This is a genomic window from Salipaludibacillus keqinensis, assembly GCF_003226325.1.
Classification (GTDB): domain Bacteria; phylum Bacillota; class Bacilli; order Bacillales; family Salisediminibacteriaceae; genus Salipaludibacillus; species Salipaludibacillus keqinensis.
In genome coordinates this window covers 558,224-574,478 of record NZ_PDOD01000003.1, presented here as the reverse complement: position 1 = coordinate 574,478, position 16,255 = coordinate 558,224, and the positions used below count along the sequence as shown (strand labels likewise).

Below are 16,255 nucleotides of genomic sequence, written 5' to 3'. Positions count from 1 at the left end.
CCTTTGAAAAGGTGTTAACTCTATTTTACACTACATACATAGTAAAAACAAAGTATAGCCAAATCCTTTATTCTGAATCTTCTTTATCTTCTTTATTAAGACCTTGCTCCATAGCCTTCCACGCTAGCGTTGCACATTTAATTCTAGCAGGAAATTTTGCGACACCTTGTAACGCTTCAATGTCACCAAGATCAAAATCTTCTTCATCGTACTCTTTCCCCAGCATCATATCAGAAAAGATCCCAGACAATTTCAATGCATCTTCAACAGGAAGACCTTTCACTGCTTGAGTCATCATCGATGCTGAAGATAAACTAATTGAACACCCTTCGCCAACAAATTTCGCTTCAGAAACCTTTCCATCTTCCACTTTCATTTGTAGCTGAATGCGATCTCCACACGTAGGGTTATTCATATTGATTTTCAAGGAGTCGCCCTCAAGCTCTCCACGATTTCGAGGGTTTTTATAATGATCCATGATCACTTGACGATACAACGTGTCTAGTTGATTACCCAAAGACATCTCCAAAGTACTCCTTTGTTTTTATTAATGCTTTTACAAAAGCATCCACATCTTCTTCTGTATTATACACGTAGAAACTGGCTCTAGCTGTAGCTGTTACTTCAAGCCATTTCATTAATGGCTGTGCACAGTGATGTCCCGCTCTTACAGCCACACCTTCCGCATCTAACACTGTCGCCGTGTCATGAGGGTGAACGTCATCGCAATTAAACGTCAACACACCAGCTCTTTCGTCTGGCCCAGGACCAAAAATCGTGACACCCTCAATTTTCTCAAGTTGAGACATGGCATAGGCGACAAGTTTCTGTTCATGTTTTTCAATGTTGTCTAAACCAATTTCCTCTAAGAAATCAATCGCAGCACCTAATCCAATAGCACCAGCTATGATAGGAGTACCGCCTTCGAATTTCCAAGGAAGCTCTTTCCAAGTAGAGTCATATAAGCCAACGAAATCAATCATTTCTCCGCCAAATTCAATAGGCTCCATGTTCTTCAATAATTTCTTTTTCCCGTATAAAACACCGATACCCGTAGGACCACACATTTTATGACCGGAAAAAGCGTAAAAGTCAGCGTCTAAATCTTGAACATCGACTTTCATATGAGGAACAGCTTGTGCCCCATCAACGACCATAACAGCACCGTGTTTATGAGCAACGGAAGCAATCTCTTTAATCGGGTTGATTGTACCTAATACATTTGAAACTTGCATCACAGAGACAATTTTCGTGTTCTCCGTGACCGTTTCTTCTACGTCGCTAAGGGCGATCGTTCCATTTTTCTGTAATGGGATATACTTCAACGTTGCTCCTGTTGCTTTAGCCAATTGTTGCCAAGGAATAATGTTGCTGTGATGTTCCATAGGCGTGATGACAATCTCGTCTTCAGGTCCAACATTCGCTCTCCCATAACTTGATGCCACAAGATTGATCGCTGTCGTTGTTCCACGAGTAAAGACGATTTCTTCCATGCTTTTGGCGTTAATGAATTTGCGAACTTTTTCTCTTGCACCTTCATATCCATCCGTCGCCATTGAACCGAGGGTATGAACCCCGCGGTGCACATTGGAATTGTATCGCTTGTAATAGTCCTCAATCGCATCGATCACTTGTTTTGGCTTTTGTGAAGTCGCAGCACTATCAAGATACACGAGCGGATGTCCATTGACTTCTTGGTCTAGAATCGGGAACATTTGTCGGACTGATTGGACATTCATTAGTATACTTTCCTTTCGATCACATCATACAATTGTTCCTTTACAGACTCAATTGGTAATGCATTCACAACAGGCGCTAAGAAACCGTGGATGATCAGACGCTCCGCTTCTTTTTTCGTAAGACCTCTGCTCATCAAGTAAAACATTTGAAGAGGATCGATCTTACCTACTGAAGCAGCGTGACCAGCTGTTACGTCATCTTCATCGATAAGAAGAATTGGGTTCGCATCTCCTCTTGCTTTTTCACTTAACATAAGAACTCGTTCAGTCTGCTCACCATTTGCTTTAGTGGCTCCATGTTCGATCTTTGAAACACCATTGAAAATAGAAGTAGCTGAATCTTTCATGACACCGTGCTTTAATATTTGACCATCGGAATGTTTTCCAAAATGGATAATGTTTGTTGTGAAATTTTGAGATTGGTTTCCGCGACCGATAGATACCGTTTTTGTATCACCGTAAGAACCTTCTCCAACTAAATAAGTTGTGTTTTCAGAAACCGTATTGCCATCATTCATTTGACCAAGTGCCCAATAAAGCTTAGCGTCTCGTCCAGTGACTTGGCCGCGACGATTTACATACGTCGTCACTGTATCTGATAAATTGTCTACAGCACCGTAACGAACGGTTGCACCATCTCCTACATACACTTCAGCGACGATATTGGCTACCGCTTCAGAATGAGAACCTTCAGAAAGATAGTTCTCTACATATGTGACAGAGCTGTTCTCTTCGGCAACAATTACTACGTGATTAAATAATCCGAATGTTCCTTCATGGGAATAAACGGCCTGAAGCGGCACCTCTACTTCAACGTTTTTAGGTACATAAAGGAAAGTACCTCCATTTACTAACGCGGCATGAAGAGAAGTCAAACGGTTTTCATTGGCTGAGATTGCATCTTGCATGAAGTATTTCTTCACTAATTCTTCATGATTAGATAAAGCTGTAGTTAGATCAGTAAAAATAACACCTTTATTTTTCAAGTCTTCATGAAGCGCTTGAAACGTAGTGACACCGTTTTTTTGTGCGATCAAGTTTTGAATGTTTTTTTCTTCTCCTACAAGTGATTTTACACTGTCGGACAAATCAGAGAAATTTCCGCTTCCTGACGTTTTAGCGTCAAAATCAAATGATGTGAAATTCCATTTATTAATTCTTGTTTTTTCTGCCTTGGGTAATTCCAAACTAAATGCATTCTCTAAAGACGAAAGACGTAAGTCCGTGAACCACTGAGGCTCTTGTCGGTCTTTAGAGAAGTTCGTAACTTCTTGTTGATTTACTGGAAAAGTGATTTCCGTAGTCATCTTTATTCCTCCTCTTTCAACCGAATCTATTCTTGACCTACTTTTTCGTCTTCAATTCCTAATTCTTCTTTAATCCAGTCATAACCTTTTTCCTCTAGTTTTTTCGCTAATTCAGGTCCACCAGATTTCACAATTCGTCCTTGCATCATTACGTGAACGAAGTCAGGCTGAATGTAATTCAAAAGGCGCTGGTAGTGAGTAATGATGATACAGCCGAAATCATCGCCTCTCATCTCGTTAATACCTTTTGAAACGACTTTAAGTGCATCAATGTCAAGACCTGAATCGATTTCATCAAGGATGGCAATTTCAGGTTTAAGCATAAGAAGTTGAAGAATTTCGTTACGTTTCTTTTCCCCACCTGAGAAACCTTCGTTTAAATAACGGTGCTGGAAAGATTCATCGATTTCCAATGTGTTCATTTTGTCGTCCATTTGACGAATGAATTTCATAAGTGATACTTCGTCGCCTTCTTCACGTCCTGCATTCATTGCTGAACGAATAAAGTCTGCGTTCGTCACTCCTGAGATTTCGCTTGGGTACTGCATTGCAAGAAACAATCCTGCACGAGCACGTTCATCTACGTCCATATCGAAAAGGTCTTCTCCACCGATTGTTGCTTGACCTTCTGTGACCTCAAATTTTGGGTGTCCCATTAGCGCTGAAGCCAATGTAGATTTCCCTGTACCATTTGGTCCCATGATAGCGTGAATTTCTCCGCCGTTTACTTCAATTCCGAAGCCTTTCAGAATTTCTTTCTCTTCAATTGAAACATGAAGATCTTTGACTGTAAGATTTGGTTTCGTCATGATTGTACCTCCATTTATTTTTTGAAAGTTTGTTTGAAAACATGTTAATATGAGAAAAGCGAAAGCAGATCGCATTCTCACTTTATTCTCATTACAATCTTATATCATATGCAAAATCAGTTCAAGGAATATACACAATTCTTTTTATCATTCCCCCATTTTTTCTATTCATGCTCGTTTCATTCTTGAAAAACAAGGATAATTAAAGAATTACATGAGAAGATTCGTAAAAATTTAACAGAAGCTATTTGTCTTTTTTCGTTGATTATTGACTAACTGTTCCATAGGCAGTCTTGCTACCCATGAAGTTAACCACTGAATCATTCTCAATAGATCTGATTAATTCGTTTCTAATTGAGAATGAATATTAATTACAAAACGAATTGAAAAGAAAAAACAGATGGGTATGATTAATCATAGCCATCTGTTTTTTATATTGTAATGATATCATTTCCGCTGTTCATTTTCTTAAACGTGCATTTGTTTTTGGTACTCGTCTACTAATGATAAACTTTTCTGATAATCTTTTTCTCTTTCTTCTTCAACTTTAAGGCGATTGTCTAAACGACGATTGTACTCCTCATAGCCTATTCCATAAGATTGGTACATCGCTTTTTCCATCTCAGTCGTGTGTTTCGTCTGAATCTGATGGATAATAAATCACATTCCTTTCCCGTTTGTATTGATTCATTCATTTGCTAGTATCAGCTCAGCTAAGACTATGTAAATGACGATCATTATTCACAAGATTTATTGTAGCATTCAGAATGTTTCGAACCAATCGCCATTTACTGTGATATTATCTTACAAAGATTAGTGACACTATGTGAAGAAAACTCACCCACTCTTCTTCTAGAATAACCTCTGTTTTCTAGTATTTGCTCCGGATCTGAACAACTACCTCCTAATTGTTTTACAATTTCGCAAATTACCTAAAAAACGTTAATAACCTGTTATTTCATTAATAAGACGAAAAAACAGTGTCATACCTCCTCAATAGAGATATTACGAAAGAAGATCACCTGAAAAATCGTTCATACAGTCTTCCACAAGAGTGACTGCTTGACTCATCGCTGCACCACCGCCAAAGGCGCCTGTTACGGCAACTGCTTCTAAAATTTCATCTCTACTTGCCCCCTGATCTAAACATCCTTTCACATGATAAATGATGCAATATTCATCTTGAGCATTCAAGCTAACAGCTAAAGCGATTAGTTGTTTTTGTTTTTGTGAGAGGTGCCCTTCTTCGAAACAAGCTTCCGTAAAAGCATGATATTTACGGGCTATGTCTGGCATTTGCTCAGTAAATTTTCCCATTCCTTCTTTATAGTGTTGTAAAGCATCTTGAACAAAGGATCCATAGTGCTGTTCGTGTTGCTCCATAATCGTGTCACACTCCTTCATCTGGTTTAGAATTATTGTGCCTGAGCAAGAAGTATTCTATGTATAAGATTCAACATCATAAAGAAAAAGCAAGACCCCTTTAGGTCCTGCTTTAGAAAATAAATTATTCAGTAACTGGTACAACGGCGTTATCGTACGTTTCGATAATATAGTCACGAACTTCTTCAGAGCGAAGGACATCGAGCAACGTTAAAATACGTTCGTCTTCTTCGTCGCCATTATTTACCGCAATGACGTTAACATAAGGATTATCAGTATCTGCTGATTCTGTCGCAATGGCATCTTCAAGTGGATTAAGGCCAGCATCTAGTGCATAGTTTGAGTTAATTAAAACCGCATCCCCTTCACCATTCTCATAAGCAGTTGGTAGAATAGCCGCTTCTACGTTATCGGAAAACTGGAGGTCTTTTGGATTCTCTTCAATATCACTAATTGACGCTCCAATTCCTGCTCCTTCAGCTAAGGTAATTAACCCTTCTTCTTCAAGCATCATAAGGATACGACCGTGGTCAGCCACAGAACTGCTCATAATGATTTCAGCACCATCTGGAAGTTCATCCAAGCTGTCATACTCTTGAGAGTAAATGCCGATAGGTTCAATATGTACGCCACCTGCATTAACGAAATCGTAACCATGCTCTTCTATTTGATCTTCAAGATAAGGAACGTGCTGAAAATAGTTAGCATCTAATTCTCCTTCAGCTAACGCCTCATTTGGTAAGATGTAATCGTTAAAAGACTCAATTTGTAAGTCTACTCCTTCTTCTTCAAGAAGCGGTTGTGCAAACTCCAGAATTTCAGCGTGGGGTATGTTAGACGCCCCTACAACTAAAGTGCCTAGATCTTCACTTGCCTCATTGTTCCCTGACTGATCATTATTATTGTTATCGCCAGTATTCACATTCTCTTCGTTAGCATTAGAATTTTCTTCGTTGTTCCCTTCCCCACATGCGGCAAGGACCGTTAATGATAAAGTGACTGCTGTTAAACTTAGTAAAGATTTTTTCATGATGTTTGTTACCCCCTAATGTTATTATAAGCTTTTATCGCTTATCTAATTTATTTGTCAAATAATCGCCGATAAATTGCAAAATGAAGACGATTATGAGTACAACGATGGTCGCTACTAACGTAATGTCAGGATTATTCCGTTGAAACCCGTCACGGTAAGCTAAGTCACCAAGTCCTCCAGCACCAATCACTCCTGCCATGGCTGTATAGCTGACTAAAGCAATGGCTGTAACAGTAATACCGGATACTAGAGCTGGCATAGATTCTGGAATCAGAACTTTCAAGATAATTTGGCCATTTGTAGCTCCCATTGATTTTGCCGCCTCAATGACACCTTTATCAATTTCTCTTAAAGCAATTTCAACCATTCTTGCATAAAATGGTGCCGCTCCAATAATCAAAGCTGGTAAGGCTGCTGACGGCCCAAGCATCGTTCCAAGTAAAGTTCTTGTAAATGGTATTAGTAAAACAATTAAAATAATGAACGGAATGGAACGAAAGATATTCACATAGGCAGCTGTAATGGCATGAATGAATTTATTCTGCCATAGTTGGCCACGGTCTGTAAGAAACAAGATCAGACCAAGTAAAATCCCGAATAAAAACGTAAAGGCTAAAGCAATAAGAGACATATAAATGGTTTCTTCAGTCGCCTGCCACATATTCTCCCAATTAACATTAGGTAACAACCATGTATTTAAGATGAACCTATTCACCGTGAACCACCTCCACTTCTACTTGTTGCTCACGAATAAATGCAATAACCTCATCGATTAATTCTCTTTCACCATTAATACTAACGAATAATGAGCCATAAGGTCCGTTTCTCGTTTGCGAAATTTTCCCTTGAAGAATACTAATGGAAACATCAAATTTTCGAACAATATCTGTCATTAATGGCTTTTTCGCATCCCCACCAACGAAAGTCAATTGCAATATTTGACCTATTCCATCTTTTTCAAACAAATGTCTAATCGCTTCTTCTGTTTCTTCTGGTTCCGTTACTTGTTTCACGAATTCTTTCGTCATGTTTTCTTTAGGCTGTTTAAAGACATCTAAGACTGGACCTTGCTCTACGATGAGTCCATTTTCCATCACAGCCACTTGATGACAAATCTTCTGAATCACATGCATCTCATGAGTAATGAGAACAATCGTCAAATTTAACTTCTGATTAATATCAACCAATAAATCCAAAATAGAATCTGTTGTTTTCGGGTCTAGGGCGGATGTAGCTTCGTCACAAAGAAGTACTTTAGGGTCGTTAGCCAAAGCTCTCGCAATCCCCACTCGTTGCTTTTGCCCCCCACTAAGCTGTGAAGGGTAAGAGCCTCCACGCCCTTCCAATCCGACAAGCTTTATGAGTTCGTCTACTCGCTTCTTTTGTTCGGCTTTAGGCATCCCTTTTACTTCAAGGGGAAAAGCAATATTATCCGCTACTGTCCGAGACCAAAGAAGATTAAAATGTTGGAAAATCATGCCCATTTCTTGCCGAGCCTGTCGTAATTCCTTTTTTGAAAGCTGGTTCATATTCTTATCAGCGATTGTCACTTCACCAGAAGACGGAGTTTCTAACATATTAAGCAAACGAATTAATGTACTCTTTCCTGCACCGCTGTAACCGATAATACCGAAGATTTCTCCTTTATCAATCGTCAGGTCTACGTGATCTACAGCTGTCACATTCCCGTCTTTTGTTTGAAATGTTTTCGCCAGTTTAGATAAGGTAATCATGTGTATTCCTCACTCTCTTAAGCATTTACTGTTAACATGTCCCGATAGAACTTCCTTGTATTCTATATTTAAGTAAACCTATCTTCTTAGTCTATTTAACGCACGAAAGGATCTACGTAAAAAAAGAGATACGTGCATAAAAAAACCTTTCTACTCTCGAAAGAAGAGCAGAAAGGTTCGTTTCATCACTGAAAAGCCTTCCTCTCATCTTTCAAAACAGTTAACCGTTTTGTTGGATTTGGCACCTTCCAGATTCTTTTTGGAATCTGATGGTTGCCGGGCTTCATAGGGCCAGTCCCTCCGCCACTCTGGATAAGAAGATTTGTATAATTAAATTTATTAAAGTCTGATATGGATATTATCACTATCATTCTATCTTGTCAACAAAGAAGAGTTTAACTATAAAAAACTACTTATTTGCTAAATATAATAAAGATTCCACCCACAATAATTTTCTTAGCGATCCTTTCACACCTAAATCTCTCCTGCGATTCATGGCTAAAAGAAAATCTTCTCCGAGAAACAATTGCTTTAATATATCTTCATCTCCCTCTATCACCACGTCAGGCTGGTCAATGTGCAAGGAAGTTAAATATACGAGGTCTCTTTCAAAAGAAATATTCCACGATTCGTCTTCAGAAATGACACATAGGTGTAGCTGGTGTTTCTTCAATAGCTTTTCCATGTGCTTTGACTGGTTCATTTGATCGATCGTTGATATGAGCAAGGTTCGCATCCTTTTCCTCTCCTAGCTTTTGAGCATCTATTGTGTTGTAACTGGTACATTACATATAGATTCTCTAAAACGAAGCCTTTTTCCTCTATCCCGCCTGAGATTGTTTCCTTATTTTCTCATTTGAGATGGGCTTGCGGAAGACTAAGAAGAAGTAAATGGTTCCTACAATGTATAACATAGCTGTAATGGAAAACACAATGGCATAACCAGAGTAAGCTCCATACATTACCACGATGGTCGTTGATACAGGTCCCATGACGGCCCAACCCAGTTGAAACACTGCTTGCCCTACCGAGTTTGCCAGCCCTTTGATGGAATCATCCACACTTCGCATCATCAAAGACATTTGAATCGGATTACCTGCGTTCATCAACGCTTGCCTGAATAAAAAGCCAAATACAGCGAGCCATAGCGTTTCAGTGAATGCAGTGATTAATAAAAATGGAATAGATAGAAGTTGCAGAATCACCACTGCCCGAACTTCCCCTACTTTTCGAACAACGGCAGGACCAATCATCAAAGCAACAGCCGTCATCGCTTGACCAGATGATAAAATCAATCCCACAAGCGTATGAGAGATATTAAAACGATCAACAAAATACAAATTCAAATAAGGAATAACGAGTCCAGAGCCAAATCCAATTAAAATTTGAGCTACAGCAAATAATAATATGATTTTAAGTCCTGTTCGGTGGGTTTTAAATAACTTTTTGAACGAACGATCTTGAATCGTCTTGCTTCTAATCTTTCTCTTTTCGTTGATTTTCCACATAGGTACTAGGGCGGCAAAGAAGAAAACTGATCCGATGAGCAATGTAATCCTAATACTCCATAGTGAAGACATGCCTCCAAATACTTGAAAAAAGTCACTTAACGTTCCTCCGAGAGTATTGCCGATCACATTGGCTACCATAATCATAGCGAAGTTAAAACTGAATAAATGCACTCTCTGTTTTTCTGTTGAATTTTCCGCTAGTAAAGGAATTGAAGAAACTTGAATAAACGCCATGAACATCCCCGTCATAAATGCACCGGATAATAGAAAAATATCGATGGAAAGGGTCGCGCGAAGAAACAAACTGGTCGCAGCTAACACTGCTCCAACTAATATGATCTTCTTCCTGCCGACACGATCACTTAGAATCCCAGCAGGTAATAAGAACAAAGCTGTTGCTGCTGATTGCATCGCAATAACAGAACCATTCATTTGGTCATCATAACCGAGTTCTCTAATATAGTAATTATAAATAATCATGAATATGCCCATGCCTATGTGAAGCAATATGGAACTAATCATGAATAGACGAATATTTTTATTATAGTGGCGAAATTGCTCTTGCCAATCGCCTAAAATATTTTGCATCTTTCTCTCCTTCCACTCTCAATAACTCATAGACGAGTTATTGAAATTACTTCGACTCTCTAAATAATAATCGATTGTGAGTCTTTTGGAAAGAGAATATTTGAGGATCGCCTGCAAAAGTTAAAGCGGCTGCCCTGATAAACAGGAGCAGCCGCTTAAGGAAGGTTGACGTTTAACACCAACCCATGTCACAACCTTCAACATATGACTTTGGATATTCTCTTTTCTTATTTTGATCCTCTTTATAGAAAGTCTCATTATCAAACTCAAACCCTTCAGACATCTCGTACAAATATCCTCTGCCTTTTGGAAGCACCTGGCCTATTTTTTGTGACTCATAATAGAGGGAAGTCTCACCATTTGGCTCTTTTCTTTTTTCCACTTCATTCGAAATATTCAACCGGGATTTCGGTTCGTGTTTTGAAGAATCGTTTACCAAACTTTTATCAACGGTGGGGTGATCTACATCGTCCCCCATTTCATGGTAAAAATCGTCATTCGTCACCATAAAAAACACCTCCTTATGATCCATAGTATAAGGTGTTAAATGAAGAATATGCATTTTCGATGGAAACCTAGTCGAAATCTAATCAATACTTTCTTATTCCAAAAAAAATCCCCGGATGCTAAGAAGCAACCAGGGACCATGCTATATTAATCTTCTTTCGTCATTTTCTCATAAGCTTCAGCGTCCATCAAGTTATCCATTTCGGACTGATCTGACGGTTCAACAATGACCATCCACGCTTTTTCATGTGGGGATTCATTCACAAATTCAGGAGAATCTTCTAGTTCTTCGTTTACTTCTACAACTTTCCCACTGATTGGCGCATAAAGTTCCGACACTGTTTTAACTGACTCTACACTACCAAACGGCTCATCTGCTTGTAGTTCATCTCCTACTTCAGGAAGTTCAACGAAAACAATATCACCTAGTTCCGATTGTGCAAAATCTGTGATTCCGATCCGGACTTTTTCTCCTTCAACTTTTACCCATTCGTGTTCTTCTGAATACTTAAAATCTTTTGGTAAGCTCATGACTTGTCCCTCCATATTCTCTCGAATAGATTTTTAAAAACGTCATTCGGACGCTTAGATAATGAATTCTTACTTAAGGAAGCTAAAACTGCCGATCCAAACCAACCTATGTACGAAGCAGTTTCATTTCCCCTACTCTAACTATAATACATTTAAAGAAAGGTCGGCAACAAAGATGAAGAGATTTCTTTACTTCGTCCACACTTCATTAAATTGTTCTTCTTTAAATCCTACGGTGATATTTTTTCCATCCGATGTTAACGGCCGCTTGATTAACATACCGTCTGAAGAAAGAAGTTCTAGTAATTCATCTTCAGAAGAAGTTTTCATCTTATCTTTCAAACCAAGTTCGCGATATTTTTTCCCGCTCGTATTAAAAAATTTCTTTAGTTCTAATCCGCTGTTCTTATACATCGTCTGCAGCTCTTCTTTAGAAGGCGGGTCTTCTACGATATGAACGGATTCATATTCAACCCCATTCTCGTCCAACCATTTTTTTGCATTGCGACAAGTCCCACATTTAGGATAATGATAAAAAGTAACACTCATATAATGTCCTCCTCAAGATCAAATTCATACACCTATTCTAACATAAACTCTTTATGATGCATGAATCATGACAATTGCTCATCAATGATTTTCTTGTCAGCGTGAATATAATCATTTACAATATAAATCGTAACAGTTACGTTTTAAACCGAGGAGGAGAGCAGGAATGAAAGAGTGGGTCATTGTTGGCGGAGGTATTCAAGGTATAACGGTAGCCATACACCTAATTGAAAAAAACATCGCAAAAGCGACTAATATCGCCATTATAGATCCTCACGACCAACCACTTGAAAAGTGGAAACGTATGACTACTAGAATCGGAATGCCTTATTTACGATCGCCATTTGTTCATCACCTTTCTTCTTCACCATTTTCGCTAGACCAATTTGGCAAAAAATTTGGCGGTCGCAGTAAAATGTTTTTGGGCCGTTACCATCGTCCAAAGCTTTCCTTGTTTAACGAGCATTGTGAAGAATTATTGGAACATCATCGACTAAAGGAATCTTGGGTTAAAGGCCATGTGAACGGATTAAAAAAGTTACCCAAAGGTTGGTCGATTTCTTTAGAAACAGGCAGGAGTATTCACGCTAAACACGTTGTTCTAGCTATTGGCCTCAGCCACCAGCTATATATCCCAGATATTCTTCTTAACGAAAAGAAAAAAGGAGCTAGGATTTCACACATCTTCGAAGACCAATTAAATATAAATAAGCTTCACTCACAAATCACTGTCATAGGAGGTGGAATCACAGCAGCCCATACAGCTATTACTTTAAGTGAGAGATGTCCAGGACAAGTAACAATGATTAAACGACACCCCTTCAGAGTTCACTCTTTTGATAGTGATCCAGGCTGGCTCGGACCAAAATACATGACCTCTTTTTCTAAATTGACAGATTACAGTGAGAGAAGAGCTTGCATTCACCTAGCTCGCCACCGCGGTTCCATTACGAGAGAGTTACATTTGAAACTGCAAAAACTATCTAACAATCATAAATTAAAGATTAAAACGATGGATATGTCTCAAGTGTCCTCTGAGAAAGATGGAAGCACTTTATTGATAGACGAACAGAGACAAATTCGCCACAAAACTAAAAATATTATTTGCTGTACAGGTTTTAGTCCTTCCCAACCCGGTGGCCGGTGGCTTAAGGCTGTCATTCAAACCTACTCTCTTCCCTGTTCTCAATGCGGATATCCTATCGTAGATCGGTCACTCATGTGGGAAGACCATTTATATGTCAGTGGTGCTCTTGCTGAGTTAGAGATTGGCCCTACTGCAAGAAACATCTCTGGTGCGCAAAAAGCGGCTCAGAGAATCACTTCTAGCTACACAGCCACATCAAGTTAGTTTTTAACTTAAAAAGCGAAGGAGCCTTATGGTTTCATAAGGCTCCTTCGCGAGAGAGGAGAATGCCTTCTTTTAGAAAGAAGGTTTATTATTGTTATTGGGGCAGGGGAGTGCCCCAAAGTTGAAAACTTCATTATGATTCTGCGATTTTTTACAATACGTACTTTTCTTGTGCGATCACTCGTGTTGCTAATTCACGTTTTTTGGCAATCATGTTCAATGGTGTATGTCTAGTCAGTTTCTTTAGGATTGACAACATCGTACGTAAGCTGTCACCATCTTCTAATGCCACTAAAGATTCTTTTGCAATAGCCTCGATACGATCGAAAGCTTCTTGTGAATAAACTTGTGTCATTAGTAATTTTTGATCAGCTTTTTCAAGCCCATCTTTATTCATAGCTTTTTCTGTTCGCAAAATGCAAGATTCAATATTAAAGATCTCATTGACAAGATCTGCAACATTTGCAAGCATTTCTTGTTCTTTTTGCAGTTTTTCACCGTACTTTTGTGCTGCTGTTCCTGCAATCATCAAGAAAATTTTCTTCGCGTTCTCAAGAAGATACTTTTCTTGTTCTAACGGCTCATCGCCAACTTCTTGAGGCATCATCATCATTAATTCTTCCTGAAGTCCACCGGCTTTTTCTAATAGAGCCAGTTCACCTTTCATTGCTTTTCTCATGATTGTTGCAGGTACGAGCATACGATTAATCTCATTTGTCCCTTCAAAAATACGGTTGATTCTTGAGTTACGGTACATGGATTCTACTTCGTACTCAGCCATAAATCCGTATCCACCATGGATTTGAACCGCTTCATCAACGACGAAATCAAGGACTTCAGATCCGAAGAATTTGTTTAGTGAACATTCAATGGCATATTCACCAATCGCCTTACCTACTTTCGCTCCATCTTTTTGTTCTTCATCAGAAAGACTTGCAAAGGCATCTTCAATTAATCCACCTGTTCGATAAATCGTGCTTTCCGCTGCGTATGTCTTTGCAGCCATTTCAGCCAATTTCTTTTGAATCAACGTAAATTTAGAAATCGGTAATTTAAATTGTTTACGCTCATTAGCATATTTTGCTGAAATTTCAATGGCACGTTTCGAACCTCCAACACAACCTACACCTAACTTGTAGCGACCAATATTTAAAATATTGAAAGCAATCACGTGACCTTTACCAATTTCACCAAGAACATTCTCTTTAGGAACGAGAGCGTCTTCTAATATTAACGTACGTGTAGATGAGCCTTTAATACCCATTTTCTTTTCTTCCGGTCCTGTAGAAACACCTTCATAATCTTTTTCCACGATGAAAGCGGAGAACTGCTCTCCGTCAATCTTTGCGTAAACAACAAACACATCAGCAAAACCTGCATTTGTAATCCACTGTTTCTCACCATTTAACACATAATGTGTACCTGCTTCATTTAACTTGGCAGTCGTTTTAGCACTTAAAGCATCAGAACCTGAACTCGGTTCAGTTAAAGCATATGCCGCTAGTTTTTCGCCTGTAGCAAGTTCTGGTAGATACTTTTTCTTTTGCTCTTCCGTTCCAAAAAATACGATTGGAAGGGAACCAATTCCAACATGAGCTCCGTGGGACAATGAGAAAGATCCTGCTAAAGCAAACTTCTCTGTAATTAACGATGAACTGATTTTATCTAAGCCAATTCCGCCATACTCTTCTGGCACATCTGCTCCAAGAAGACCTAATTCTCCTGCCTCTTTTAATAATCTGACAGAACGGTCAAATTCGTGATTTTCAATAAATTCAAGCTCTGGTACCACTTTTTCTTTTACAAAATCTTCTGTCGTCTTTGCGATCATCACATGTTCATCGCTTAAATCCTCTGGGGTAAATACTCGCTCAGGGGAAGTCTCATCTAATAAAAAGCTACCACCTTTAATTGTTTTATCCGCTGTTTCCATCTTACATTCCTCCTCATGGAATCTTTCTCATTTATTGCATTTGCATGATAAAGGTGAAATGAGGAGCTAAATCAGCTCACCTCACCTTTGTTTATTTTCTAAAGTAGTTCGAAAACTCCTGCTGCTCCCATGCCTCCACCGATACACATCGTAACTACACCAAACTGTTCATTACGACGCTTCATCTCATGAATCAAGCTTAACGTGAGCTTTGTACCCGTACATCCTAGTGGATGTCCAATGGCTATCGCACCGCCATTTACATTCACTTTGTCATGGTCTAACCCTAAATGTCGCACCACTTGTAACGCCTGGGAAGCAAAGGCTTCATTAAGTTCATATAAACCAATGTCAGACATTTCTAATCCTGCTAGTCTCACTGCTTTCGGAATCGCTTCTACCGGTCCGATCCCCATAATTTCAGGAGCTACGCCTGCAACAGCAAATGATCTGAATTTAACAAGCGGTGTTAATCCATCTCTTTCTGCCTCTTCGCGATCCATTACAAGTACTGATGCTGCTCCATCACTCATTTGTGAAGCGTTACCTGCAGTCACCGTACCTCCATGAACACTAAAAGCTGGGCGTAACTTTGCCAATCCTTCCATCGTCGTTCCTTCTCGTACCCCTTCGTCTTGCTCCACAGTCACTTGTTTTTCAACTAGTTTGTGCTTCCCATCGACTGACCGGAACGTCACTGGAACGGGAACAATTTCATCTTTGAACTTTCCTTCAGCAATGGCTTTTGCAGCCCGCTTGTGGCTCTCAACTGCAAAGGCGTCCTGATCTTCTCGGCTTACTTCAAATCGTTTTGCTACTTCTTCTGCTGTATGACCCATCCCCATATAGTATTCTGGAGCATTTTCTACTAATGTTGGATTCGGGGCAATCACATGCCCCCCCATTGGAATTAAACTCATGGATTCCGCTCCGCCAGCTATGATAGCTTTCGAATGGCCAAGCATGATTCGTTCAGCTCCATAAGCGATACTTTGCAAACCTGAGGAACAATAACGATTAATCGTAATCGCTGGCACATGATCCGGCATGCCTGCTAAGGCCGAAATGTTTCTCGCCATGTTCATTCCTTGTTCCGCTTCGGGCATTGCACATCCAATAATCACATCTTCAATCCTGCTAGGATCAAAGTTGTTCGCTCTTTTCAACGTTTCTTTGATCGTAATAGCACCTAAATCATCAGGCCTTACGCTAGCAAAACTTCCTCTTTTTGCTTTTCCTACAGGTGTTCTAGCACCTGCAACGATAACGGCTTCTCTCAAG

Annotated in this window: 17 protein-coding genes and 1 riboswitch; of the genes, 1 reads left to right on the top strand and 16 read right to left on the bottom strand. The window is 39.4% G+C overall.

What is annotated here, in order from left to right:
- Positions 1 to 67: 67 nt before the first annotated feature.
- The 14 genes from sufU to CR194_RS14745 form a co-directional block, all read right to left on the bottom strand.
- Positions 68 to 523 carry a Fe-S cluster assembly sulfur transfer protein SufU gene (gene sufU / locus CR194_RS14805; protein WP_110610449.1) on the bottom strand — a complete coding sequence of 152 codons (456 nt, stop codon included), beginning with the start codon at positions 521 to 523 and terminating at the stop codon, positions 68 to 70.
- Positions 510 to 1,739 (bottom strand): cysteine desulfurase, encoded by a 1,230-nt coding sequence (locus CR194_RS14800; RefSeq protein ID WP_110610448.1) that lies wholly within the window; start codon positions 1,737 to 1,739, stop codon positions 510 to 512. Before CR194_RS14800 ends, sufU begins: the two co-directional genes overlap by 14 nt.
- Positions 1,739 to 3,046 (bottom strand): Fe-S cluster assembly protein SufD, encoded by a 1,308-nt coding sequence (gene sufD, locus CR194_RS14795; protein WP_110610447.1) that lies wholly within the window; start codon positions 3,044 to 3,046, stop codon positions 1,739 to 1,741. The genes CR194_RS14800 and sufD overlap by 1 nt, the downstream gene beginning before the upstream one ends.
- 26 nt (positions 3,047 to 3,072) lie before the next feature.
- Entirely contained in the window at positions 3,073 to 3,855 is a 783-nt protein-coding gene (sufC, locus tag CR194_RS14790) for a Fe-S cluster assembly ATPase SufC (protein WP_110610446.1), read from the bottom strand.
- Positions 3,856 to 4,323: 468 nt separating this feature from the next.
- On the bottom strand, positions 4,324 to 4,476 hold the full coding sequence (locus tag CR194_RS20435; RefSeq protein WP_199228181.1) for a hypothetical protein: 153 nt from the start codon (positions 4,474 to 4,476) through the stop codon (positions 4,324 to 4,326).
- Between the two features lie 384 nt (positions 4,477 to 4,860).
- Positions 4,861 to 5,238 (bottom strand): carboxymuconolactone decarboxylase family protein, encoded by a 378-nt coding sequence (locus CR194_RS14785; protein ID WP_110610445.1) that lies wholly within the window; start codon positions 5,236 to 5,238, stop codon positions 4,861 to 4,863.
- Positions 5,239 to 5,362: 124 nt separating this feature from the next.
- A complete protein-coding gene (locus CR194_RS14780) occupies positions 5,363 to 6,268 on the bottom strand; it encodes a MetQ/NlpA family ABC transporter substrate-binding protein (RefSeq protein ID WP_110610444.1) in 906 nt (301 codons plus the stop codon).
- A 34-nt stretch (positions 6,269 to 6,302) separates the two neighbouring features.
- Entirely contained in the window at positions 6,303 to 6,932 is a 630-nt protein-coding gene (locus CR194_RS14775) for a methionine ABC transporter permease (protein WP_199228187.1), read from the bottom strand.
- A 46-nt stretch (positions 6,933 to 6,978) separates the two neighbouring features.
- Positions 6,979 to 8,004, bottom strand: coding sequence for a methionine ABC transporter ATP-binding protein (locus CR194_RS14770; RefSeq protein WP_110610443.1), 1,026 nt, complete (start codon positions 8,002 to 8,004; stop codon positions 6,979 to 6,981).
- Positions 8,005 to 8,205: 201 nt separating this feature from the next.
- Positions 8,206 to 8,323, bottom strand: a riboswitch (SAM riboswitch).
- Positions 8,324 to 8,413: 90 nt separating this feature from the next.
- Complete coding sequence (locus CR194_RS14765; protein WP_110610442.1) at positions 8,414 to 8,740, bottom strand: hypothetical protein; 327 nt, start codon at positions 8,738 to 8,740, stop codon at positions 8,414 to 8,416.
- Positions 8,741 to 8,825: 85 nt separating this feature from the next.
- On the bottom strand, positions 8,826 to 10,103 hold the full coding sequence (locus CR194_RS14760; RefSeq protein ID WP_110610441.1) for an MFS transporter: 1,278 nt from the start codon (positions 10,101 to 10,103) through the stop codon (positions 8,826 to 8,828).
- Between the two features lie 172 nt (positions 10,104 to 10,275).
- Positions 10,276 to 10,611 carry a DUF2553 family protein gene (locus CR194_RS14755; protein WP_158282285.1) on the bottom strand — a complete coding sequence of 112 codons (336 nt, stop codon included), beginning with the start codon at positions 10,609 to 10,611 and terminating at the stop codon, positions 10,276 to 10,278.
- Between the two features lie 146 nt (positions 10,612 to 10,757).
- Positions 10,758 to 11,141: a glycine cleavage system protein GcvH gene (gcvH, locus tag CR194_RS14750; RefSeq protein WP_110610439.1), complete on the bottom strand. Its 384-nt coding sequence runs from the start codon at positions 11,139 to 11,141 to the stop codon at positions 10,758 to 10,760.
- A gap of 189 nt (positions 11,142 to 11,330) precedes the next feature.
- Positions 11,331 to 11,690 (bottom strand): arsenate reductase family protein, encoded by a 360-nt coding sequence (locus CR194_RS14745; RefSeq protein ID WP_110610438.1) that lies wholly within the window; start codon positions 11,688 to 11,690, stop codon positions 11,331 to 11,333.
- A gap of 166 nt (positions 11,691 to 11,856) precedes the next feature.
- Between CR194_RS14745 and CR194_RS14740 the strand changes: the two genes are divergently transcribed.
- Positions 11,857 to 13,041 (top strand): FAD/NAD(P)-binding protein, encoded by a 1,185-nt coding sequence (locus CR194_RS14740; protein ID WP_110610437.1) that lies wholly within the window; start codon positions 11,857 to 11,859, stop codon positions 13,039 to 13,041.
- Between the two features lie 151 nt (positions 13,042 to 13,192).
- Here CR194_RS14740 and CR194_RS14735 read toward each other — a convergent pair whose 3' ends face one another.
- Both CR194_RS14735 and CR194_RS14730 read right to left on the bottom strand, forming a co-directional pair.
- A complete protein-coding gene (locus CR194_RS14735) occupies positions 13,193 to 14,974 on the bottom strand; it encodes an acyl-CoA dehydrogenase family protein (protein ID WP_110610436.1) in 1,782 nt (593 codons plus the stop codon).
- A 98-nt stretch (positions 14,975 to 15,072) separates the two neighbouring features.
- A complete protein-coding gene (locus CR194_RS14730; protein WP_110610435.1) occupies positions 15,073 to 16,254 on the bottom strand; it encodes an acetyl-CoA C-acetyltransferase in 1,182 nt (393 codons plus the stop codon).
- Position 16,255: the final 1 nt, after the last annotated feature.